Here is a 22,742-nt window from a genome sequence, read left to right on the forward strand (position 1 = left end):
GATTCGCGCTCCGTCGGGCAGCGGAACGGGAGGCTGTCATGAGCACGCGGCACGGTTTCTTGTCAGCAGATTTTATCGATCATCTTCATTCAAACGTGCCGGAGTACGCGAAGCTGACCCGGCGTCAGCAGTGGGCGCTGGCCGATATGCTGTGGTGCAGCTCCTCAAAGGCGCGTAGGCATAGCATTCTCGAAGATTTTCAGAGCTTCCATTACGCAGAGCTTGAGAACTGGTTCGGTCGAGAGGGCTTCTCCCGGATCAATGAGCGGCTGCAGATCTTTGATGTAACCCCAAACTGGTTCTATGAGGAAGGTGCAACTAAGGGGTATCGGTTGCGTCCTAAATTCCAGCGCATTCTGGATAGCTACTTCCTTGACCCTGGCTCGTCGCCATCCTACTTGGTGACAGGGAACCTTCGCGCGATCAAGAAGTTCCGGGCGGCAGTTGCATCTACGGACATGCGTGGCTCCAAGGCTACGGAATGGCCTTGCGGGAGCTTTCTGAACTGCGTTCCGGTCCGGGTTGATATGCTTGAGTCTCTGCATGCAGGTTTGAGCGAAAAATTTCGTTCCTCTTGCGATCAAGGGTCAGGTGAAGGTAGCGAGACCATTAGGCGTCTTCTCCTTTCGGCCGCTTGTGCAATCCGTCTCTCGACATCGCTCTCTGCACGGCCTGGTTTCATGCCCCATCTCTATGTTGAAGCTGAAAGCGGCCGTCTCTATGCACGAGGGCTGAGTCTTCAGAATGCCCCGAGAATTGTGAAACGGGCAGCCTTGTATGGGCTCTGGGATTACGACTTTTCTAACTGCCACTTCACTATCTTTGCCCAGATGAGCGAGAGGAATGGCTACAGGACTGAAGCCATTCAGGACTACCTCAGCAGAAAGGCAGAAATCCGCCAGAGCATTGCTCAACAAGCTTCAATCTCAGTCGAGCAGGCCAAGCAGTGCTTGATCGCAGTCATGTACGGAGCATCAACAACGCTCTGGTATAACAATGCGATCCCCAGGGAGATCGGACAGGACGCTGCCGCACGCTTGTTTGCAGTGCCGTTTTTCAAAGACTTGGTCAGAGACATCTATAGGGGGCGCGAGGTCATTCTTAATGAGCGACCTCGAACAGCCAACTGGCGACTCCCCAACGCTATGGGGAAGGCGATCAAGTTCGAGAAGAGCAAACCGATGCGTGCGATTGCCCATCTGATTCAAGGTGTTGAAGCCCTTGCGCTTAAGAGTACGCTCGAGCTCTACAACGATGAGATCGTCCTTCTTCAGCATGATGGATTTGCCGCACATAGCCGCTTGGATAGGCTGAAGATTGAGCAGTACGTAGAAAATCGTACAGGATACAGGCTCACGCTTGATGAAAAGAGGATTGGTTTTAATTCCAGTGAGCTTGATGTGCTGGTTGAGGGAACCCATCAGAATCAAAAACAAGAGGCTTGCAAAACATGAGTAGTTATATCACTTTTTCAAGCCGAAATAATCTTCTTGCGCAAGTTAGTAGGTATCCTGTTCCTCGGGTAGTGGCGCCCCTGTGGCCCTCTCCCTCCTCCTCCTTCGCTTCTCTCGTCCGTGCTGTTTGCAATTTCGATCCTGTTCGACATGGTTTCTATCTTCACTCACGTCTCGAAGATCCGATAGGGCGGTTTTCTAATCGGAGGGTGGGAGATGCTTGAGGCTAGGGCACGAGATGATGGGGGCTATGTCCCTACGAAGTTTTTCAATGAGCGTGGTCAATCCATTCTTCTTCCGCGAGAAGCGGCGCGGCGGATCGCCGAAGAGAAGGTCAAGGCGCGCCAAGCCGAGCAGAAGGAACTGGAAGACAGGCGGCAGGAGGAGAGCGGGGATGTAGAGGTGGCTGGAGAGGGGGAGTGCGCGCCGTTGCAAAGTGACGCCCCTCCTGGACCTATGCGTCAGATCTTCGACCTCGTCGCGTTCTCGGGCGTCATCGAGATGCGTGGCAAAAGTGATCGGGAGCGGCGCGAACAGCTACAAGGCTGGGAGAAGCTGATGCGCAGGCATCGGGGGCGCCGCGCTGTTCGCCAATTTCCCCACCGCCTGGACTCGCTTCGGGAACGTTTTCCGAACTTCGCGCGTGTCGTGGATGCAATTGAGGCGCTGGTCGCTGTCAGTTCCGACCTTGCGCACGGACTGGTGGTAGAGCCGCTGTTGATGGTCGGCCCTCCAGGCGTCGGGAAAACGCTCTTTGTCGAGGCACTGGCTGAGGCTGTTGGGGTCGACATGGCATCCATCCCGCTCGGTGCGGCGCAGGGTGGTTTTCAGGTTGTGGGAACGTCCACCCACTGGTCGAACAGCTCCCCGGGCCAGGTTTGGAAGCTTTTGGCCTCGGGCGACTTCGCAAACGGCGTGTTGCTGCTCGATGAGATCGACAAGATGAGCGGTGACTCCAGGTACAGCACGGAGAGCTCGCTGCTTGACCTCCTTGACCCCCGGACGGCCAAGCGTTTCGAAGACCAGGCCGTGGACATCGCCTTTGACGCATCGGCGTTGTGGAAGCTGGCTACGGCAAATGAGCTCGGGACCCTGTCGAAGCCGATCAAGAGTCGGTTCGAGATCGTTGAAATCAAGCCGCCAACTGCTAGCGAATTGGCCGAGATCTATCGGCGGCAGTGGCTCGCCCATTGTGAAGGGCACCCGAGTGCGCCGGAACTGAGTCGGGCGGTCTTGGAGAGGATGGCCAGTGAGCGGATCTCGCCCCGTGAGGCCAGCCGGCGCTTGCGTTTCACCCTCGGGGCGGCGATCCGGGATGGACTTGGCCGTGTAGATGCTCTTTTCGAGATCGCCGGAGGATCGAAGAAGGGCGCGAGGATCGGGTTTGTGACCGAGTAGTTGCTCGGCCGTCAAGCTTTCGGCTCAATAACGGTGGCAGCCTTATCGATGCCCTAAAAAAGATGATTCTTGGGCTCTATCTATTGAATCGAAAAGTAAAGGGTGTTCCAGGATTAAAGGCGCGACGATCAATACTAAACTGGGATCCTATGATGCTGAGAATCACTGAGGGCGGTCTTGTCGAGAAGTATCCTCTGATCTTTCAGGATCGTTATGCATCAGTGAGAAATAGCTGCATGGCTTTTGGGATTGAGTGTGGTCCCGGTTGGTATCCGATCCTCGATGTACTGTTTGATAAAATAACTAAATATTGCGAAGAGGTTCGATTTCCATCACCGAAGGCGCTTCAGATCAAAGAGAAATTTGGAAACCTCCGCGTCTACATGGACGTCACGACGCCCTACATCGATGGCTTGATCTGGATGGCTGAGAGCATTACAGACTCGACCTGTGAGGTTTGCGGCGGGCCGGCGAGGCTGATGGGTTTCGAAGCGGGCTGGCTGGAGGTCCGTTGTCCGGACCACAGCCGTATCAAGGCTGGGGCTGCTGCCTCGAGGAATGCGGTCGGCAGCGTTCCAAAGACGATCACGGATCGGCCGCCCTACGAGCGCCGTGTTCCTGCTTATACGAAGGATGGAGAGTCGATCGCCCTTCTGGACGTCTTGAACGTTGCGCTCATCAGCTACTGCGAGTCGAGAAAGGGCGCGGACGTTAAGGTCAAAGAGGTCCGGATTGAAGATGGCAGCATGCTCTTCGATGCGGAGGGCGTCGATGAAGAGGCGCAGGGGATCATGGATATGGCCGCAGCTTTCTGGAGGACGACGAGCGCTTGAACGATCTCATTCAAGATGGCCTGCTCGCCCGGTATCCGGAGATCCTCGGCAGCCTGGCCGACGGCATCCAGTGCGACGACGGTTGGCTGGATCTGCTCGATGCCCTGTTCGATGAGATCACGAGGCAGTGCATGAGCGTTGGGATCCCACTTCCAAGAGCTCGTAAGGTCAAGGAAAAAACCGGCTCGCTTCGCTGCTACCTCTCTTCCAAAGATGATTTCATAGTCGGCCTGGTTCAGATGGCTGAGGAGATCTCGGGGAGGACCTGCGAGGTATGCGGAGAGGCCGGTGTAATGGACGTACAGGACAACGTGGTTCAGGTGCGGTGCCTTCTTCATGGAGGCCGAAGCGGGGCTGATCGCAATCGCATGACGACGATCTGGCGCTTTGATCCCAACAGGCCAGCCTCGTTAGTGCGAAGGGTGCCTGGAACAACGGAGGAGGGGGCCGAGCTTTGGGTCCTTGATCTGTTGAACGAGGTCGCGGATGACTACTGCGTGAAGCGGGCGACGGGATTTCGCGCGAACGCTGTTCGTGGGGGTGATGGCCTTCGGTTCGACGCAGCGAATGCCGACCAGCGGCTTCAGGGGATGATGGCAATGACCTCGGCGTTCTGGAAGCGGCGGTCGCCGTGAGCTTCTTCGTGTTGTTTCAGGGTTCCGACCGCGTTGTGCACCCTGACAACGATCAACCGATTGAGATGAGGCTCCGTACGCAGCGTATGCCGAAAGAGGTCCTCTGCTGGAGAGGGGGTTTTAGCCCGACCGCAATCCCTGTTTACCCGTGAGGGCCACTGTGACCTACAACGAAGCGCTACTCCATCTGACCGGTCGCACGCTCCCATCTGACTTCTCGGATTGGGGGCTCAAGGACGAGCGAGGGGCGCCGCTTGCCCATTTTGCAGCCATGCATGGATTGCTGCCGGCGGGGTTCGAGCACTGGGATCTCGCGAATGAGTTCGGAGTCACGACGCTTCGCGTGCTGCTCGGTGTCGGCGCAGATGTTCCGGATGGGTTCGAAGACTGGGCGAGGCTCGTCGACGGAGAGCGCACCGTTATTGAGGTGGCCCGTGCTCTTGGAAATCGGCGACTCGTTGCGAAATTCGAGGCCTGGAAACTGGCTCACAATATCGCCAAAGACACCTCCAGCCTGCTGTCTCGCCCGTTGATCACTCGGGATGCCGTGTGAGCTGGGCTGACTGTTCATCGTCAATGACCACGCAGCACCTGCAGTCAGGCCAATTTTCGCCGGCCGATCTGAGCAAAATCTATTCTCCACGTGGGTAGCGCTCACCACAAGGAAAGGACTGCCGGCCTCAGATCGCCTGCGGCAGGTTGGTTTACTTGAGATGAAAGGTGAGAGCGACTTTCGGCCCCACCTGTCGCATACGAGGAGAAAATTGTGGTCAAGGCCGTAAGAGCTCTTCGGATGGACGACCTGCTGGCCGGCATGATCCGACCGGCCCGCTTTCCCGAACTCCACTTCATCATGTGGGACCAGCGCGATACTCCGATGATCACGCCCGAACTAGCGCATGCGCTGTATCGCGACCGATGGAGCTACGTGCACGAACATCGGATGCTGTCCAACGAGGCTGCACTCGTCGACCACCTTGAGCGGAAGTTCGGGGCGATCCGAGAACAGCGCAACTGGCGCCGAGCTCGTGGCGCCTGGGTGCCCGGAAAGCCGATTTTCTGCCGAGGCCTTCAGGGGAAACATCGCGGATGTCCGAGCCAGCCCGAAGTCGGGGTATGTGATGACCGTCAACAGCATCAGCACGATCAATGATAGTACGGATATCGATGGTTGAGATGGGGCTTTCTTGTGTCCGGACGTCCACACGACAGAAGAATATGTCGCCAAGATTGTGGTGATGACGGAATGGGATTGAGTTGTTGTGCAAGGCGTCCGAAGTAACCATCTCTTAAGTTGAAGATAGTCTGCATCTAGAGTCCACCGCACGGCCGATACCGATGCAAACCCGAGATCTATTGAAAGCCGAGCACGGCGTGAAAGACTAAACGAGGCACATTACGTTTAAGAAAAAACTTGACTTTTTCATAAAGAGCGTAAAATACTAAGCAAGCATTTTAAAGACGGGACCGTCCGATTTCTTATGGATGCCTATTAAAGGAGAGGTTGTGGTAGTCGCTATCAAGACTGAGCTCGAACACAGGGTCGCGAGAACGAAAGATGAAGAAAAGGTCAAATCACTTTCAGTCCTAGACGGGCGCCGAGAGCCTTTTGAAGGCTGTACTAGCGTTGTGTAAGCATTGCGAAGAGATGAGGAAAGGGTATGGAGATATAGGGTGCGAACGTTCTTGGTTGGAAATTGACGATGAGCCGATTGACCCCGACGATCTCGAAGAGATCATACGTTTAAATACTGTTTTCTCTAGGCACCGGCCCTTCATACGTCCTCATGTACGGTCACAGATCCAAAAAAACGAGCTAATTGACCATGCGGGGGCGCGCAAAGTCGCCGTTTTAACAAGGGTCTGTGAGTGCACTTCTTTCCGAGCCAGATCGAGCAGAAAGAAATAAAATTTTTTCGCCATTGATAGGGGACTAAATCCAGTCTCATGACTTTTCAGGTTTAGTGCGACAGAAGATAAAGTGCTAGATTTGGAGTGCCGCGCAGAAGAGGTAATATTTTGGACGAAAGGCTGCATGTTTTTCTTGGCTTTGAAAGTGTTAAGAAACTGTCTTTTATGATAGTGTAATAACATTAATAATTCTGTAAAACGTGCGTTCTTTTTGTGTTATTCGGAAAGCGTTCGTGGTGGCGCTGCTCATTATGTGGTCGCCCGGTTGGTGATTCTGTGAATATTTGAAGTGTGGCACGTGGGGTCGCAGCATCAGTTTTTAGAAAAATTTGAATAGAGAGGTTCTGCTATGAATAATATATTTGAAGTTAAGTGTAGAAAGTTTGATGGGAAAGACGGGTTAGGCCTGAGTTTCGATGAACTTGTTGAGAAGTTGAATAATAGTTCTTTTGCGGAAGACCTGGCTCCTGAGATTTGGGGCTTGCGAGGTCGCGATCCCTTTTTGTTGGATTCTGTAGATTCTGAAGTTACGCTTGCGCACATAGCCGCACTGTACAATCGTTTGCCCGCCAGTTTTAGTTTATGGGGGCTCGTGGATGACAATGGCTGGACGGTGGCCCATGCCGCTGCTGCAATGGGCGTATTGCCTGATGATTTTCAAGATTGGAGCTTTGCGGACAAGGACGGAACCACTGTGGCCCATGTGGCTGCTGAGGAAGGGCTGTTACCAGATGGCTTTTCAATGTGGGATTTGCGCGATCTAAAAGGCGCTACAGTCGCTCACGTTGCCGCAAGAAACGCGAATTTGCCTTCTGGGTTCTCTCAGTGGCAACTAGCGGACAATCGTGGACGCACCGTCGCGCATGAAGCGGCAGCATATGGTTCCCTTCCCGAAAGTTTTCAAGACTGGAGGTTGGCTGACTCCGATGGTTGGACTCTTGCACATGAGGCGGCTGAGGTTGGTCTTCTTCCTCGGGAGTTCGATGGCTGGGATTGGGCAACAAAGTCAGGGGTTACGGTTGCACATGCCGCTACAATCGGAACAATACATCCCGCTGATTTTCGCTTTTGGAGCCTTCCTGATATAAACGGAAATACTGTGGCTCATAAAGCTGCGAAGCATGGAACTTTGCCAACTGGATTCACCCGCTGGGGTCTAGTGAACAATAAGAAAGAGACGGTGGCTCACGCTTATCTGCTTGCAGCTAAAGAACGTTGCGGTCGGGGAGAGTTCAGCCATAGAATTGAGTTTCCGGACAACTTTGAGGATTGGGATGCGGTAACAGATGAGGGTGTTAGCGTTATAGAGTTAGCTCGCATCTTAGAGATTGGAGGGGTTATTGCAAAATATGATGCCTACAAAATAGAACAGTATATTGCCGAAGGAGGGAGGCCTTGGCGTGTTGGAAGTGTATTGAGAAAGGAGGTCTAAGGTATTTTGGCTTTAAATGCTGAACGCAGTCGAGAACGAGTGGAACAGACCTCTCGTTTCATTTACGATGGTTGCGATTTTTTGCATCGATTGCGTATCTAAGGTGAGACTGAAGAATAAGCCCTAAAATTACGTTTTTAGTTTGAGTGTTTTGATTGGATGCGGACGATTAAAGGCTTGGTCGGTAAGGAAAGTACAGAGATCGGCTTTAAAGTTGATTCTTCGTCTAAACGCCGTGCGAATCTCATCGTTGTTGGAAATAGTGTATTTCGATAGTAGGCTCCGGGGTTCGATACCCAATGCTCTCAACTTAACGCTCCCTTATAGGACATATGCAAATGTGGCTTGCTTCGGGGCGGTCGTGGGTAGCTTCTGCCTGGCTGGATGCGGCATCGACTGCGGCCCATGGCGGCCAGGGTATCGGGCAATGCCGCCCATGCCTGAGCGATGCCGAGCAGGCACCCGGCGAGGATGGGCTTGAGTGCGCCGAATGCGTAGGTGCGATTCGGGCGGGAGTCGGTCTGGATGGCGTCGTCGGTGCCGCTGCCGCTGAGCAGTGCGCACAGGTTGTCGGCCAGGATCTTGGCGGCGAAGTCCTGCTGCAGGGCGAGGTAGTTCAACCCCGTCGTGGCCTCGAGGCGCAGACGATGCTTGATGCGCTTGAAGGCCTCCTCGACGCGCCAGCGCTGGTGATAGAGCGCGCTGAACTGCGCGGCCGGATACGACTGGGCATCGAGCAGGTTGGTCATCAGGACGCGGATCTGGCCGTTCGGAGCGATGTTGCGGATCAGGCGCACGGTGGTGGCGGTGCGGGCCAGATCGAACGTGCTGGCATCGCGTGCGGTGGGCGGCGACAGTGTGACCACGCGCTCGGCCTCGTTCGAGCGTCGGAAGTCGGCGACGCAACGCCAGCCGCTGGCATCGACGCGCAGACAGAAGGCCATGCCGTGTTGCGCCAGCGTCGCCGCCATGGTGTTGCCGACGTAACCTCGGTCGAGCACGAGCAGATCCTGCGCCGGATCGAGTGCGTCGAGCGCCTCGAACAGCATCTGCCGCTCCGAGCCGTCGGCCGGATGCAGACTGGCGTGCAGCGTGAGTTCGGTGCCCGGCAGAAACAAGGCAAACGCGTAGTGGTCCGCCGTCAGTGCGGCCGTCTTGCGTGTCGACACACGCAGGCGCGACGCATCAGCCGCCACCACGCGGCGGCCATTCCAGCGTGCCGCCTCGATGTGCGGGCGCGCCAGGTGCAGCAGGTGCGCACTGGCCAATTCGAACAGCCGGCCCGAAAACCCCTGGCGGGCCTTGCTGAAGGCCTGTGCGCTGACCTCGCGGATCCGCCCGGGCACCGCATGCAGGCGACCAAAAAAGGCGTCGAGTTCGGCTTGAACGCTCGCGCACATGCCCGAGATCATCATGGCCGCCAGGCGCGGCAGGGTGAGCTTGCGATCGCGGGTGAAAGCCCCAGGCCGAAGACGTACCTGCTCGGCCAGCGCGGGCTCGAGCAGAAAGTCAGCGAACTCGGACAGCAGCGACTCGTGGTCGAGTATTCGAGTTCATATTGTCTATTTATCAATGACTTAACGAACGACATTTTACCCGTTTCCCATAGGGCTCACAAGGGCTATAAGCTAAAGTTGAGAGCATTGGTTCGATACCCCCCCCGATTGTCGTCCCTTTTCCGAAATTGCCTCCAACGTCGGCTAGGGTTTGAAGGCCGTGATTGCAAAAGCGCGGTGGTGGCACGTTTTTTAACAGTTACCTTCAAGGGGTCACTGCGCCTTCTCGGCTAACCGCGAGCGCTTGCTCAAGGAGGGCGTGATGTACGAGTTCTTCGGCGGCGTGATCACGATCGCCGAATGGGCCGAGCTGGTGTCCTATGAGCATTTCAGCGTCGTCAGCTAGCTCAGCGGGCGTGGGCCTCGCACAAGAGCATGGTCGCGCGCGACGACTCGGATGAGCCGTCTGGGCCGGCTCCGGGCCGCAATCCCGAGGTCAATTTCCGAGGCCAGAACCGCTCGAACGCGACGCACATCTCGCGTAACGACCCCGATTTGCCGCTCGCGAGCAAAGGTGGCGGCATGGCGTTTCTAAGCTACGCCACGCATGCCTTGGCCGAAAATCGGCACAGGCCGCTCTTCGATTTGCACACACACACGGCTGCAGCCACCGGGACCGTCGAACGTGAGGCTGCGCTGTTGCATGTCAAGAGTAGCGTCAAGCCGGCGAGCGGGAGCCGCAAACCCACCGTCGCTGCAGACCGGGGTTACGACACCGCCGAGTTCGTGGGCGCCCTGACGGCACAGGGGTTGCACCCAACGTGGCCGGCAGCGAACCCCACGCCGGGGTTCTTCAGCGTCGATTCTTTCCAGCAAAGCTGGAAGCCGAAGGTGACGACGCATTTTCCAACACGTTGCTAGGAGTGGCCCACCCGCCGATGGCATGGGGTGGCTGGCGATAACGATGGGTGCCTCAAAATTGAGCAAGAAGACCTGGAAATACTAAGTTTCTTAAACTAGCAGGTTGTTGATTTAGCTAAAACCGAGCACCGGCAAGGCTTTCCCGGACGTTACAATACGATCTGCATTACCACTCGAATTGCTCCGATGCGCGGCACCGACCATAAACAGAGCCCCCTGTTCAGCTACGTTAATCTCGAGGATCGAATTCCCCGAGACCATCCGCTGCGTCGCGTGAAGGTGCTCGCCGATCTGGTTTTGCGTTCGATGTCTGCGCATTTCGATGCGCTCTATGCCGAAGGCGGACGTCCCTCGATTGCGCCGGAACGATTGCTGCGGGCCTCGCTGCTGCAATGCTTGTTTTCGATCCGCTCGGAACGCGCGCTGGTCGAACATATCGACTTCAACATGATGTACCGCTGGTTCGTCGGGCTGACGCTGGACGAGGCGATCTGGGATCACTCGACGTTCTCGGCCAACCGAGATCGCCTGCTCAAGGAGAGCGTGATGCGCGAGTTCTTCGGCGGCGTGGTCGCGATCGCCGAATGGGCCGAGTTGGCGTCCGATGAGCATTTCAGCGTCGACGGCTCGCTGCTGCGGGCGTGGGCCTCGCACAAGAGCATGGCCGCACGCGACGGCTCGGACGAGCCACCCGGACCGGATCAGGGGCGCAACCCCGAGGTCGATTTCCGGGGCAAGAAACGCTCGAAAGCAACGCACGTTTCGCGCACAGACCCCGAGTCCCTGTTGGCGAGCAAGGGCGGCGGCATGGCGTTTCTGAGCTACACCACGCATGCACTGGCCGAGAACCAGCACGGGCTGATCGTCGATGTGCACACGACCCCAGCCACCGGGACCGCCGAACGTGAGGCCGCGCTGGTGATGCTCAAGCGCAGCGTCAAGCCAGCGAGCGGGGGCCGCAAACCCACCGTGGCTGCGGATCGCGGTTACGACACTGCCAAATTCGTGGGCGCCCTGACGGCACTGGGCATCGCCCCGCATGTGGCTGCCAAGACCCAGGGCAGTGCAGTGCCCGAACACATCAAGACCACCGAAGGCTATAGGGTCAGTCTGCGTCGTCGAAAGATGATCGAGGAAGCCTTCGGCTGGGTGAAGGATATCGGCACGCTGCGCCGTTTGATGGCGCGCGGCCTGGACAAGATTCGCGCGCATGCGCTGCTCAATTTCGCCGTGTACAACCTGACGCGATTGGGCAATCTGCTGGCGCCGTAATTTGTTGGCGCTCGCGCGCCATTCGAAGTGCGGCATGGGATAGGAAACAACGTCTTTGCAGCGACGGGAGCGCTGCTGAATTGCGGTAGCGGAATCGGCTCGAAAGACGGCTGGAAAGTGCTTCATGCCAAACCACGCCGGGGTTCTTCAGCGTCGATTTTTCCCAGCCAACCTGGAAACCGAAGGTGATGATGCAATTTTCAACACCCTGCTAGGTCGGGGAGTTAGTTTAAGAAAGTTGTGTTTTGTGGGCCACAACGAGGACGGAACCGGATGTTGCTCTAAAGCGGTCCTGGGTGCCTTGCGTCCTTTGACACCCCAAAAGCGGAGCGTATAACGGGACCAGCTTGGTCCGCGACAGAGTGCATTTTCCTTTTTTCGATTGAGGTTTTTCGTTCGCTAAGAGATCAACAGGAGCAACCTGGCCTTGCGGTTCTCCAGGTCAGCCTGGGGTCGGCCTTTCAAGTTTCGCGTGAAGCAGTCGGTGCACCATGTGCTCCGCAGGGAGGACGTCCAGCATCTGTTGCAACTGACCGAGAGCGCGGTCGAGGCACTGGGCTCGTCCGCCGGCCTCGAGCAAATGATCGAAAGCGGCCAGGATTTCACCGGTGCTCACCTCGAAGGCTCGCCCAGCGCTGATCCAGTGCAGCGCGAGCAAGGCGCAGTCCGCTGCAAAGCTGGGCTGGCACTCGGAAAAATCCTTTGCGGCCCGGATGAGTGTGCGGTGATCCACCGGCGAGCGTCGTGCAAGTTCGCTCGCCAGCGCGTACAGGCCGGCATCTTTTGCGGCAGCGAACCATTTGCCTTCGTCACCCGGGCTTCGGTCGATCAGATCCTGTAGGACCAGCTCGGGTGCTTTGTGCGGATATCTCTTGCAGAGGGCACGGAAGGTGGGGAGGTAAGTGCCCGCGTAGTTGGCCTCGATGGCGTAGCGGGCGTAGGCCTCATCGGCGCGGCCGCAGGACAAGAGGATGGCTTCGCAGGCCCGGGCGACCTCGTCGCGCGGGGCGCTCTGCTCTCGCAGGGCTTCCGCGTATTGCAGGGCCTCTTCCGTGCGCCCCAGGGCGGCCAAGGCCTTCACGCCCCACTGGTGATCGTGCCAAAGCCTGTAGGGGCACTTGTCGAGGAGGCCTAGGAGGCGATCGTACTGTCCAGCCGCCAGCATTGCCGAGAGGCCCACGTTGGTGCCATGAAAGTACACGTGTTCCTGCGGATACCGGCGCCAAGCCGTCTCGATTGTCAGTGCCAGTGCGTCGGCCCACTCGGCTGCAAGTGTGGGGCTCGCGCATAGCGTGCCCCAGTGGTCACCCAGCGGTTCGATGTACGGAATGGATTCTGCGCCGTGGGCTTCAAAAAGTGCTCCGAGCCATCGGCGACGTGTCGGCAGATCAGCCGGGGCATCCGCAATCAAGGGCACCAGGGCATCGATCGCTCTGTTTACCGCGTTGCTAATCGACCCCGACGAGCTGTCCACGTGTTCGATCGCTGGCGAGATACGCACCAGAAACATGACTGCGCCCTCGGCGCCGCGCACGGGGTCCTTGCGGGCCACGGCCTTGATCTCGGAGACGGCTTCGCGGATGCGGGTGATGGCAGGCTGGGCCTTCCAGCCGAAGGTGTGGCGCCGAAAGCGCGCAGCGAATTCCCAGGTGGCCTTGTCAGTCTTTGTGCTCATGAAATCGCGATATTGTTTGGTCCGTCATGGGGCGGGAAGTCGGCGACGTCGGGAAGCCGAGTACGTGATGCGCAGGTGCGCTGTTCGGTTTGCGTCCCGGCGAGGAGGTGTTGCGCAGGTCCGGCGTGGTCCCGCAACATCGGTATTTTCTCCCCAATCCGACTCTGTGACCGTGGCCGAATGACGAGAGGGCTTTTGAGCCAGCTTCACCGCAAGCAGGTGAGCTTTCATCGCACTGCCCGGAGTCCCGATACCGAAGCCCATGGACAACCAGCAACAAGTCATCGACTACCTTGAGAGCCTTGGCGCGGCGGCGTTGCGCAAGGTGCTGCTCGAGGCCGCCTTCAACAACGCCGAACTGTGGAAGCGCCTGGTGACCCAGGTGACGGCAGCAAAGCGTCCGGGCTTGCGAACGCTCGAGAAGGCACTTCTGCATAGCCTCACTCCCGAAGGCAGTTTCGGCTGGGCGGATGACGCCGGCTACGCCGATCGTGTGGAAGATGCGGTCCGACTGCTCGACGCACGCATCGGAGACGGCGATCCTGCCTTGCTTGAGCTCGTCGAGAAGCTCATCGACCTCGTCGAGCGGTCAGTCGAGCAATTCCACGAGTCCTCTGGCCTCCTGGATGATGCGATCCGTGACCTCCACCGAACGCATCTCGACGCCTGCGCTGCACTCCGCATTCCTCCGGAAGACGTGGGGCGCGCGCTATTCCGACGGCAACTCGAGGACCGCTGGGGGTTTCTTCCCGAAATCATCGAGGACTACTTCGAACTGATCGGTGAAGCCGGCCAGTCTGCGTACTGGCGGGCCGCCTTCGAAGCCTGGGAAGTCTTGCCCGCCCTTGAGGCCGGAGACAGGAGCTCCTCGGTTAGCTCAAGGCGCCATGCGATCGAAGCAATCGTCGAAGGAAGGCTGGCTCAGGCTGGCGATCTGGACGCCCTGATCCGCGCGAAAGCCAGAAATCTCTCCCGAAGTGGTCGCCATCTGGAGCTCGCAAAGCTTTGCCGCGAACATGGGCGGCTTGACGAGGCGATTCGTTGGGCGGAGGAGGGCTTCGAAGCGTTTCCTATTAACGAGTCCTACCCGCTCGAGAGTCTCTTGGTCGAGCTCTATCGCGAAAGGGGGGATTACGAAAAGGTCGAGAAGGTCGCCTGGCAACGCTTCGAGCGTCTCGCCGGGTGCAACGCCTTCTTCGATCTGCTCGAGATTGGCAAGCTGATCGGACGAGAGGGCAGCTTGCGTGAGCGGGCGTTGGGGCTGCTGTGGTCGCGGGTCGAGAAACAGGAGTCCGAATCATCAAAAGGTGGATCTTCCCGACGGTCGGCCCTGTTCGGTTTCGAGCGTGATCACCTGGTCGGCATTCACCGGGAGGAAGGAGACGTCGAGGCGATGTGGGCCGTCTTCTGCGGAGGTCCCGTGTCCGTGAAGCTCTGGGAGGCGGTGGCGGCCATGCGAGGCAAGACGCATCCCGACGAGGCCGTTGCGCTTTACCGTCGGCTGCTCCCGCACGTGGTCGAAGCCGAAGGGCCGGGCGCGCGCTACGACCGCGCGTTCGAGATTGTCGACGCGATCCGGCAGCTACGCCTCCAAGAAGGGCAGCCCCGGAAATTCGAGAACGAGCTTCGTGAAATCCGGGTCGAGTGGAGGCGCAAGCGCAATTTCATGAAACGGCTCGAGGGGCTCTGAAGCGGTTCTGGTGCGCAGGTGGGGGAGCTATCTGCACCGAATATCTGCACCGAATATAAACGCCGCACGGTGGGGCGTTTATAATTCGTTCGGAAATCCAATGTTCACAACGAAAAATGCCTGAATGAAGTCACCGAACGGTGCGATTTGGGAGCCTTTCGGTGCTGTTACTGCACCGGACGGTGCAAATTTGTCGATGGCGCGCAACGTTACATCCCGTGAGTCAGCTTGCTGTGCGATAAGGATTTCCTCCATCGAACTGAACGCCAGGAAGCGCAATGGCCCACGTGCTGATCTTCTTTGTGATCGCCTGTCCGACCGTGAGGAGTCAGCGTCCTTCCGGTCAGATGGTCGGCCCATAAACTTTGGGCCTGTGTTCGCCGAGATAGTCGTTAGCAGGCTTGAAACGGCGAGACGAGGCTCATCAATATCGTGTCTCCTGGACAAAAGGCCACCATCCTGGCGTCGGCAACCGGGGGAAATAGGGCGCCCTGGGTAATTCTCGGGAGACCCTGCACGAAGCGGGTTGTGCGGCTGCAGTTCTTGGTGTTCCTGTACCTTTGGGCATCCTGGAAGCTAAGAGCCCTAGCTTTTGCCTGGTGGATCACTATTCATGAGAGGTGGGCGCCTGCGATCCGAAACCAGGTCTTCCTGCGTTTTAAAGGGAGTCCTCGGACGCTGTTCAGAGGGGTGTTACACACCCTGCAGGAGAGTGCGCGTCCGTTACAAGTAAACCCGCCACCGCTCGTCCCGGGCCGACGCTTCGTGCTCGTGACCGGGGTTTTTTGAACGTAAAGCATTGAATTGAAGTATGTAACGCTCCCGCGTGACCACATCGCCGATGTCGTTTTAAAGGCGTTACATACTTTGTCGTCTCGCTCGCTGGCTTTTTTCGCGCACGCGGCCTTGCTCACGCTCGGTGATCGGTGGATCAGCAATGCCCAGCGTGCTCAGTACGAATTTCGGCACTACGGATAGCGCTGTCGTGAGAGGCGTCAAGAAGGCCTCCTGTGGAATAATCCATGCCGTCATCCTCAACAACAAGCACACCCGATGGCGCAAATATCCCCGGCTCTGGATACCCTCCGGCACGATGCCGGCCTGTACCGCGAGCTTGATGTTCTGGACCGTCTGCAGCAGTCGCTGCCTGGCGGTTACGAGGTCTTCCATAGCGTCGCCTGGCAGACCGCGCATCAGGGCGAGGACTGGCATGGCGAGATCGACCTCGTCGTCCTGGCGCCGAGCGGCAACATCCTCCTGGTCGAGGTCAAGGCGGGCGAGCTCGCGCTGATCGACGGCAATCTCGTCAAGCTCTACGGGCAACGCGAACACGATGTTGCCCGCCAGACCCGAGTGCAGCATGCGGCCATGCTCAACCGCCTTGCCGAGGCCGGCCTGCATGCGCACGTCACCGGCTGTGTCGTCCTTCCCGATTATCAGGTGGAAGAGGCCCGCATCGTCTCGATGCCGCGCGAGCGCATCATCGACGCGAACGACTACTCGCATCTTGGTACCCGTGTGCGAGAGCTGCTCGAACACGGCAGCAGTCGCAGCGACGTGGAATCGCTCCGCCGCTTCCTGGGCAACGTCTTCAAGGTCTCGATTGACCTGCAGGTGCTCGGTGACCAGGTGCGCCAGACGAGCCGTCGCCTCGCCGACGGCCTTGCCACCTGGGTTCCGCGCATTGCCTCGCCATCCGGCGTGGTGCGCATCCAGGCGACAGCAGGTTCCGGGAAAACGCAGCTTGCGCTCCGCCTGCTCGACGACGCGGCGGCCGCAGGGCAGCGGGCCCTTTACGTCTGCTTCAACCGCACCCTGGCGGATCACATCGGCCGCATCGCGCCGGCGCGTGCGCGGGTGTCGAGTTTTCACGAGCTCTGCGTGGAGCACTGGCGGCGTACCCAGGGTGAGCCGGATTTCACCGCCGAGGGCATCTTCCAGGCGGTCGTCGAGCGCTACGGCAGTGATGCGCAGGACTTCGAGGCGCTGTACGACCTCGTGATCATCGACGAAGGGCAGGACTTCGACCCCGCCTGGGTCGCGAGCCTGCTGCCGCAGTTGAAGGAAGACGGGCGACTCTATCTGCTCGAGGACCAGGCGCAGCGTCTCTACGAGCGCGACGGCTTCGATCTCGACGGCGCGGTCAGCGTGCGCTGCAACGACAACTTCCGTTCGCCGCGCGCCATCGTCGATGTGATCAACGCGTTGGGCCTGGCCGAAGGAGCGGTCGAGGCGCGCAGCCCATACGCAGGCGAGCTCCCGACCTTCCGCGCGTACGACGATGGTCGCGGCCTGCGCCGCGAGACGCTGGCGGCGGTGGAGTCTTTGCGCGAACGCGGCATTCCGCTCGCCGAGATCGTAGTCTTGAGCGCGCGCGGACACGGTCGCTCGCACCTGCTGAAGGAGGCGAAGCTGGGGGCGTTTGCGCTGCGGAAGTTTCTGGGGCGATATACGGCTGATGGTGAGCCTGTGTGGTCAGAGGGCGAGCTCCTGATCGAGTCCGTGCATCGGTTCAAAGGACAGAGCGCCATGGGCGTCGTGCTGGCGGAGGTGGACTTCGACCAGCTCGACGAGGCAGCACGCAGGCGCCTGTTCGTGGGGATGACCCGGGCTCAGTTGGGGTTGGAGGTGGTGGTGTCGAGGCGAACAGAGGCGGATCTTGCCGCCTTGCTGTAGGGCGATCCTTCGTTGATCGACGCGGTATTGGATTACGACGCCCTACCGCGTGCCAGACATCATCAACGGCGATTCTGCCGCTCAGCAGAGTTCCTTTCCGACATAGTTCTCTGCCCAGGATGTGTCTGGCTTTAAGGACAGCTTCGGGGGAGGGAGTGCTCTCGTAACCTTGCCCACCTCGAGGAAGCTCAGGCCATACGCCACGGTCATCCGGTCGTAATTGCTTCGGTGAAGCCCCGGGGCCTCGAGGTTCTTGGGCAACTCGATTCGCCGGGGTTCAGCCCTGAGCCAAGTGTAGCCAGGCATCGACTGCATCTGGCTCTGCAGCTTGTTGTAGAATTCCATACGCATGCCGCCTCCACAATAGAACGCAGGTACGCCGATCAGCTGGGCGGGGGTGAGGTGCCCATCTCTCCATGCCCGCCAGTAGCTTTTGCCGCGCACCTGGCTGACCACCTTCTTCTGGAAGAAGGTGTCATCGGGGTCGTCCGAGGGCTTGCGTAGGAACACCTTCGCATCATGGACGTAGCGAGTGAAGCGACTCGGCAAAGCGACGGTCCGATCCGTCGGGTACTTGTGCTCTGCGAGCGCGCTCGAGATGAGTCCGGCCGTAGGTTCGCTGCACTGCGAAAGCGCCTCTTCCCACCATCCCACACGATGGCGATGGAGGTTCATGACGCCGTGCGGTTCGACGATAGAAGTGAAAAACTCGAAGTCCCATTTTCCCCCGCGCGCCGGCTTGACGTGGAACAGCGATGAGTCGACCGAGCCGGCGCCGACGTCCACCATCAGGTAGATGTTCTGCTCTTTGCGATTGAAGCGGCTCGAATTCACGAAGCCGTAGATCTGCGCAGCGATCTCCGGAACGACGCTGATCTCGACATCCTCGTCCTCCGACATGCGCTCGGGGGCTGCCGCAATTTCGCGCTTGCGATCCCTTGCGGCTGCGATTGTGGTGCGTGAGATATCTCGAGGCGTGCACGCTGCAAGCCAGGCCACGTGCGCGACATCGTTGAAGGTCTGGGTCAGCTCATCGTCCAGGTGGTGGGCGACGGGCAGGCCAATCGAGAGCTTCCACAGGAGTCGGGTTCGGGCGAAGACGTCGGCATGCGTTGCGAACAGCCAGCCCCGAGCTTGCCTGATGACCAGGGCGAGCATGGCGGACACGCGCTCGCGCAACACCAGATCGCCGGGGTTCGCAATCAATGCGAGTTTCAGGTCGCGATGCGTTTCTTCTCCTTCGCATAAGGAGAACCGTCCTGCCGATTCGTGCAAGCGGGTTGGCAGGAGATACCGGGCGACATCGCTTGCCGTTGTGAACGGTACTCCGAAGGCTTTGCCGAGGGCGGGATCGCCGATCACCACCTTGATGCTCGACGTCCCGAAATCGACTCCCATGGCGATCAGATGCTCGTCGTCCGCCGTCTCGTGGCAGCACTGGCTGCTCCGTCCCAACTCCTCGTATCCATCCAGCACTTCGAGCCCGACCTGTTCGTCGAGGGTGAGCGCAAGCCTTGCAGCGGAGCCGAGGCGAACCTCATACGGCGACACCTTGCCCTCGGGTGATTGGTCTGCACGCTCGGGCGATGAGTCGTAGCAAGCGAGGGGAGGGGCCTTTTGAGACGCTTTGACCGGCGTCTTGGCGCGAGCCACCGGATGCTCCGCACGCCACTTCTTGCAAGCCTCGGCGATCGGGTCGGATCTCTTTCCTTCCTTGGGTGCCGTGGGGCCCGCCGGGGGCGACACCGTCGGTGTTTTCGCGCTTTGGCCCGTGTGCTGTGATGGCTCGCCACTGTCGGGCGGGAGAACCTTTCGGGTCTCGACCTTGGCGCCTGGAAGCTGCACGCCCTTCTCTGCAAAGGCCTTCTTCAACAGTTCTGCCATCTGGCCAGCCATCTTCTTCTCCCTTTTCGTGCCGGTTCAGACCACTCGGATAACGCCGCCCGACACCATGCTGTCGTGGGCCTGGATCGACTCCTTCAGGCGCAACTCAGCGATCCGTGCCTCGATGCGCTGGGTGAGCTTCTTGAGCCGGCCCTCTTCCGCTGGAATCAGTCGCCTCTGCTTGTCGGTACCGTGCAGTCGATACTTCTCGATTCGTTCGTGGAAGCGCCTGCGCTGGTTATCCAGGTGATGCCGAAGGGTGTTCACCATGAAGCTGACGCGATCTCGGTTTTCGCGGATCTGTGCGTCACGAAATGCGCGAAAACGCTCTTCGAGCTCGGCACGGCAGTCGTCGAGCACCCCGGCGGTGTGCGCATGGTTCAGGCTTGTGCTTGCGCCCAGCCAGTCCCGGCCCTGGAGACCTGCGGCATTCACGAGAAACTCCGCCTGCTCGCCGTCGAGCAATGAACCGTCTGCAAGCCGCTGGACCAGATACTCCAGCCGCTCAATGTCGCGGGCACCTGAGACGGCCCAGCGTGCGATCGCATAGACGTAGATGTCGCGCTCGACGGTTCCAACCGTGTTGCCCAGGATCTCCACTGCAGCAACCGGGCTGTAGAGCGGCCCCTTTCCAGCCTTCTTCAACTCATCCGCCACGAAGCGCACGAGCGGATGATCTTGCGTGATCCGTTCCTTTCCGGACGAGTTCCGCCCATGACGGTTCTCGAAGATGAGCCTTGGCGGTGCGGCACCAAGGAGGCGCGTTGCGCCCTGAAGCCGTTGTTGCTGGAGAAACTCGGACAAAGCGACGCGGGCCTCGGTCGAGAGCTCGATGACATGCTCGAGCTCGTCGTCATCGTCCGCAAGCAAACGCGTCCCGGGAAACTCACGCTCGAGAAAATCCTTCACGTAGGCGAGCAGATCCTCGCCTCGGATGAAGCGACCCAGCTCCTTGGCGGCCTGTACCTTGTTCTGGATGAAATCGCCGTGGGCGATCAGTTGGGTGGCTTCCTCTTCCAGCAGCGCCTGCTGCCTGCTCACTCGCTCGATGGCAAGACTTGCGCGGTCGATGCGTTCCTGCTCCTGCTCCGGTGTGAGCTTGTGCGACAGCAGCTCGTAGCTCAGCGTGCGGATCTCGGTGCCCAGCATCGCCTCCATGCTGCCGAGCGCCTGGCGGAAGATGTCGAGGCGCTCCAGCAGTCGGTCGTAGATCCGTTCATCAATCGTGTGCGTGTAGATGAAATTCCAGATCAGGATCTTCTCGGCTTCCTGTCCGATCCGGTCGATACGACCAATGCGCTGTTCGATCCGGGCTGGGTTCCAGGGCAGGTCGTAGTTGATGAGCAGGCTGGAGAACTGGAGGTCCACACCCTCGGAAGCGACCTCTGAAGAAATCAGTATGTCGGGGCCTTCGGTCGACTCGAAGTGCCGCAGCACGCCATGCTTGTCCATCCCGCCGTGGAGCACTGCAGACTGGATCCCTTCTGCCGCCAACCGGCGTGCGATGTAGTGGAGTGTGTTGCGGTAGAAGGAGAACAGAACGATCTTCTTGCCGGGGTAGGCGGCCCAGTATTGCTTCAGGTTGCGGACCAGCATGTCGTACTTGCTGTCCACCGCTTCGAGTGCCGTGTGGTCGCCAACGCGTCGTGCAATGCCCACGAGTGTTCGCAATAGGGCGCCCAGGCTCGGGCGTTTCTCGTTGTCCTCGGCATCGCCGTAGAGCTCGAAGACCTCGCTTTCAAGCTCTTCGTCATCGAGTTCCGTGCGATCGAGCCAACCCTTGCACGCGGCTGCCACGCAGCTGGACAACTGGCGCTGCGGAATCGTCAGCATGAAGCCTTCGGAGATGTCGATGCGCGCGCAGAACTCGCGAACCGCCTCGGTCACTCGATCGTAGAACTCGCGCTCGATCGGGTTCATCTCCACGCGGATCGTGACTGGATCTCGCTGTACGCGCATTTCCTGCACGTCGCGTTTCAGGGTTCGCGTGACGACCTTGGTCAACGGGTTGATGCGGTCGAGCTGATCGGCAATTTCTGAGCGTCCGCGCGGCGAGGAAAGATCCTCGGCAGAGGGCGGATGATTGATGAGGTGCTCGAGCTGAGCGTTGTCGCCGAAGATGCGACCACCAACTGCCTCACGCAATGTCTCTACGAAGTCCGTGGGCGTGACCACGTGGCTCAGAATCCGGTCGCGCAAGGCGACGATCGGTGCGTTTTCCTGCAGGGAATATTGGAACGAGGAGGGAAAGGGGAAGGAGTCCTCGTCGATCAGGTTGAGCAGGTTGAAAAGATCGTCGCTCCGCAACTGGATCGGTGTCGCCGACAGCATCACCATGCTCTGCACGACTGGACGAAGCAGCCGGGCCAGACGATGGGTAGCCGTTTCGTCGTTTCGCAGATAGTGCGCCTCGTCGATGATCAGCATGTCGAGCAGGGGCTCTTCGAGGTCCGCCTCGTTCAGAAAGCGCGCCAGCTTTGCAGTGGTTGCCTGGGACGGCTCCTCATCGTCATTCCAGCCCTTGGCCGGGCGCAAGCCTTGCATGCTGGCGATCAGCGCGAACTGTTGCTGGGGGCGTTCCCTTACGCTCTGCAGGTGGTCCAGCAGGCCGCGTGCGTCGACGATCTCCGCGCTCACCCCGAAGCGCTCGGATAGTTCGGCCTTCCACTTCTCGCGAAGCATCGCGGGACAGATCACAAGGAGGCGCTTCGCATCGACACGGGCGCGGAGCTCCGTCCAGATCAGGCCGGCCTCGATGGTCTTGCCGAGGCCGACCTCGTCCGCAATGAGGATGCCGTTCGAGGGCGAGTCGAGGAACTGCAGTACGGGCTTGAACTGGTAGGCAAGGAACTGCGTGTTCGTCGTGTTCAGGCTGTAGATGAGGTTCGCCAGCCGACCGCTCAAGCGGTAATACGTGATCGCGCCACGGAGATCCTCGACTCGGCCGTAACGACCGCTGGCCACCATTGCGTAGGGTCCTGCAGATGCCCGGTCGACCTTCTCGAGCGAGTTCTTGAGCACGAATTGCTCGTCGCCATCCGTGAAAGTGACGAGAACCCGGAGTCGATGCGGCGGGCCATCGGTTTCGTTGCCGAGGATGCCAACCCTGCCCGGGTTGGCCTTCAAGCGGACTTTATCGCCGGGCTGCAAGCTGAGGGTCTCACTCATAGTCATCATGAGATGGGTAGGAGCCAAATTGGCCGCTTCCATACTCCCTGAAGACATGCGTACCGCTTGTTCCGTCTTCATCGCGACCACGAGGGGGCAAGCGAGAGTCTCCCATATCTGTAGAGGCTGCATGCGTGGCGGGGGTGTCCCCCGGCGACACGTGCTTGTGCCTCACCCGACCATGAAATTTCTTCTTCGAGGCGGAGCCAGCAGGCTTCACTGGCGTGGGGCTATTCGGCTTGATCTTCTCCTTCGGCTGTTTGCGTGTTCGCTTTGCTTTGGGGGGCTGGGGGGGGG

15 protein-coding genes are annotated in these 22,742 nt (G+C 59.1%); 11 read left to right on the forward strand and 4 right to left on the reverse strand.

The window, feature by feature from the left end:
• The first annotated feature begins 38 nt into the window (after positions 1-38).
• From C662_RS09650 to C662_RS20295, 7 genes are all read left to right on the forward strand, one after another.
• Positions 39-1,454 carry a hypothetical protein gene (locus C662_RS09650; RefSeq protein ID WP_002928032.1) on the forward strand — a complete coding sequence of 472 codons (1,416 nt, stop codon included), beginning with the start codon at positions 39-41 and terminating at the stop codon, positions 1,452-1,454.
• Positions 1,455-1,670: 216 nt separating this feature from the next.
• A complete protein-coding gene (locus tag C662_RS09655) occupies positions 1,671-2,852 on the forward strand; it encodes an AAA family ATPase (protein ID WP_002928035.1) in 1,182 nt (393 codons plus the stop codon).
• 152 nt (positions 2,853-3,004) lie between these two features.
• Complete coding sequence (locus tag C662_RS09660) at positions 3,005-3,685, forward strand: hypothetical protein (protein ID WP_157354503.1); 681 nt, start codon at positions 3,005-3,007, stop codon at positions 3,683-3,685.
• The gene (locus tag C662_RS09665) at positions 3,682-4,320 is read left to right on the forward strand and encodes a hypothetical protein (protein ID WP_002928041.1); all 639 of its coding nucleotides are present in this window, start codon (positions 3,682-3,684) and stop codon (positions 4,318-4,320) included. Before C662_RS09660 ends, C662_RS09665 begins: the two co-directional genes overlap by 4 nt.
• 160 nt (positions 4,321-4,480) lie before the next feature.
• On the forward strand, positions 4,481-4,873 hold the full coding sequence (locus tag C662_RS09670) for a hypothetical protein (protein ID WP_002928045.1): 393 nt from the start codon (positions 4,481-4,483) through the stop codon (positions 4,871-4,873).
• A gap of 240 nt (positions 4,874-5,113) precedes the next feature.
• The gene (locus tag C662_RS09675; RefSeq protein ID WP_002928047.1) at positions 5,114-5,473 is read left to right on the forward strand and encodes a hypothetical protein; all 360 of its coding nucleotides are present in this window, start codon (positions 5,114-5,116) and stop codon (positions 5,471-5,473) included.
• Positions 5,474-6,580: 1,107 nt separating this feature from the next.
• Positions 6,581-7,663 carry a hypothetical protein gene (locus C662_RS20295; protein ID WP_157354505.1) on the forward strand — a complete coding sequence of 361 codons (1,083 nt, stop codon included), beginning with the start codon at positions 6,581-6,583 and terminating at the stop codon, positions 7,661-7,663.
• A 305-nt stretch (positions 7,664-7,968) separates the two neighbouring features.
• Here C662_RS20295 and C662_RS09685 read toward each other — a convergent pair whose 3' ends face one another.
• Positions 7,969-9,210 carry an IS4 family transposase gene (locus tag C662_RS09685; protein WP_332307098.1) on the reverse strand — a complete coding sequence of 414 codons (1,242 nt, stop codon included), beginning with the start codon at positions 9,208-9,210 and terminating at the stop codon, positions 7,969-7,971.
• Positions 9,211-9,594: 384 nt separating this feature from the next.
• Here C662_RS09685 and C662_RS09690 point away from each other — a divergent pair, with 384 nt between their 5' ends.
• Positions 9,595-10,080: a hypothetical protein gene (locus C662_RS09690; protein ID WP_002928053.1), complete on the forward strand. Its 486-nt coding sequence runs from the start codon at positions 9,595-9,597 to the stop codon at positions 10,078-10,080.
• A 186-nt stretch (positions 10,081-10,266) separates the two neighbouring features.
• Complete coding sequence (locus C662_RS09695) at positions 10,267-11,352, forward strand: IS5 family transposase (RefSeq protein WP_002928055.1); 1,086 nt, start codon at positions 10,267-10,269, stop codon at positions 11,350-11,352.
• Between the two features lie 442 nt (positions 11,353-11,794).
• Here the strand turns inward: C662_RS09695 and C662_RS09700 are convergent, their stop codons facing one another.
• Positions 11,795-12,904: a hypothetical protein gene (locus C662_RS09700; protein WP_198291890.1), complete on the reverse strand. Its 1,110-nt coding sequence runs from the start codon at positions 12,902-12,904 to the stop codon at positions 11,795-11,797.
• Between the two features lie 385 nt (positions 12,905-13,289).
• Here C662_RS09700 and C662_RS09705 point away from each other — a divergent pair, with 385 nt between their 5' ends.
• Positions 13,290-14,717, forward strand: coding sequence for a DUF6880 family protein (locus C662_RS09705; RefSeq protein ID WP_002928060.1), 1,428 nt, complete (start codon positions 13,290-13,292; stop codon positions 14,715-14,717).
• A gap of 1,053 nt (positions 14,718-15,770) precedes the next feature.
• A complete protein-coding gene (locus C662_RS09710) occupies positions 15,771-17,393 on the forward strand; it encodes an NERD domain-containing protein (protein ID WP_002928061.1) in 1,623 nt (540 codons plus the stop codon).
• 81 nt (positions 17,394-17,474) lie between these two features.
• On the opposite strand, the gene C662_RS09715 is transcribed toward C662_RS09710, so the two are convergent.
• Positions 17,475-19,289 carry a hypothetical protein gene (locus tag C662_RS09715; RefSeq protein ID WP_002928064.1) on the reverse strand — a complete coding sequence of 605 codons (1,815 nt, stop codon included), beginning with the start codon at positions 19,287-19,289 and terminating at the stop codon, positions 17,475-17,477.
• Positions 19,290-19,313: 24 nt separating this feature from the next.
• A complete protein-coding gene (locus C662_RS09720; protein WP_002928067.1) occupies positions 19,314-22,445 on the reverse strand; it encodes an SNF2-related protein in 3,132 nt (1,043 codons plus the stop codon).
• Positions 22,446-22,742 lie beyond the last annotated feature (297 nt).

The organism is Thauera sp. 28, from assembly GCF_000310145.2.
GTDB classification, from domain to species: domain Bacteria; phylum Pseudomonadota; class Gammaproteobacteria; order Burkholderiales; family Rhodocyclaceae; genus Thauera; species Thauera mechernichensis.

Coding starts and splice junctions, on each gene's coding strand:
- C662_RS09650 (WP_002928032.1), top strand. CDS start 39: ATGAGCACGCGGCACGGTTTCTTGTCAGCAGATTTTATCGATCATCTT.
- C662_RS09655 (WP_002928035.1), top strand. CDS start 1,671: ATGCTTGAGGCTAGGGCACGAGATGATGGGGGCTATGTCCCTACGAAG.
- C662_RS09660 (WP_157354503.1), top strand. CDS start 3,005: ATGCTGAGAATCACTGAGGGCGGTCTTGTCGAGAAGTATCCTCTGATC.
- C662_RS09675 (WP_002928047.1), top strand. CDS start 5,114: ATGGACGACCTGCTGGCCGGCATGATCCGACCGGCCCGCTTTCCCGAA.
- C662_RS20295 (WP_157354505.1), top strand. CDS start 6,581: ATGAATAATATATTTGAAGTTAAGTGTAGAAAGTTTGATGGGAAAGAC.
- C662_RS09690 (WP_002928053.1), top strand. CDS start 9,595: ATGGTCGCGCGCGACGACTCGGATGAGCCGTCTGGGCCGGCTCCGGGC.
- C662_RS09695 (WP_002928055.1), top strand. CDS start 10,267: ATGCGCGGCACCGACCATAAACAGAGCCCCCTGTTCAGCTACGTTAAT.
- C662_RS09705 (WP_002928060.1), top strand. CDS start 13,290: ATGGACAACCAGCAACAAGTCATCGACTACCTTGAGAGCCTTGGCGCG.
- C662_RS09710 (WP_002928061.1), top strand. CDS start 15,771: ATGGCGCAAATATCCCCGGCTCTGGATACCCTCCGGCACGATGCCGGC.
- C662_RS09715 (WP_002928064.1), bottom strand. CDS start 19,289: ATGGCTGGCCAGATGGCAGAACTGTTGAAGAAGGCCTTTGCAGAGAAG.
- C662_RS09720 (WP_002928067.1), bottom strand. CDS start 22,445: ATGAGTGAGACCCTCAGCTTGCAGCCCGGCGATAAAGTCCGCTTGAAG.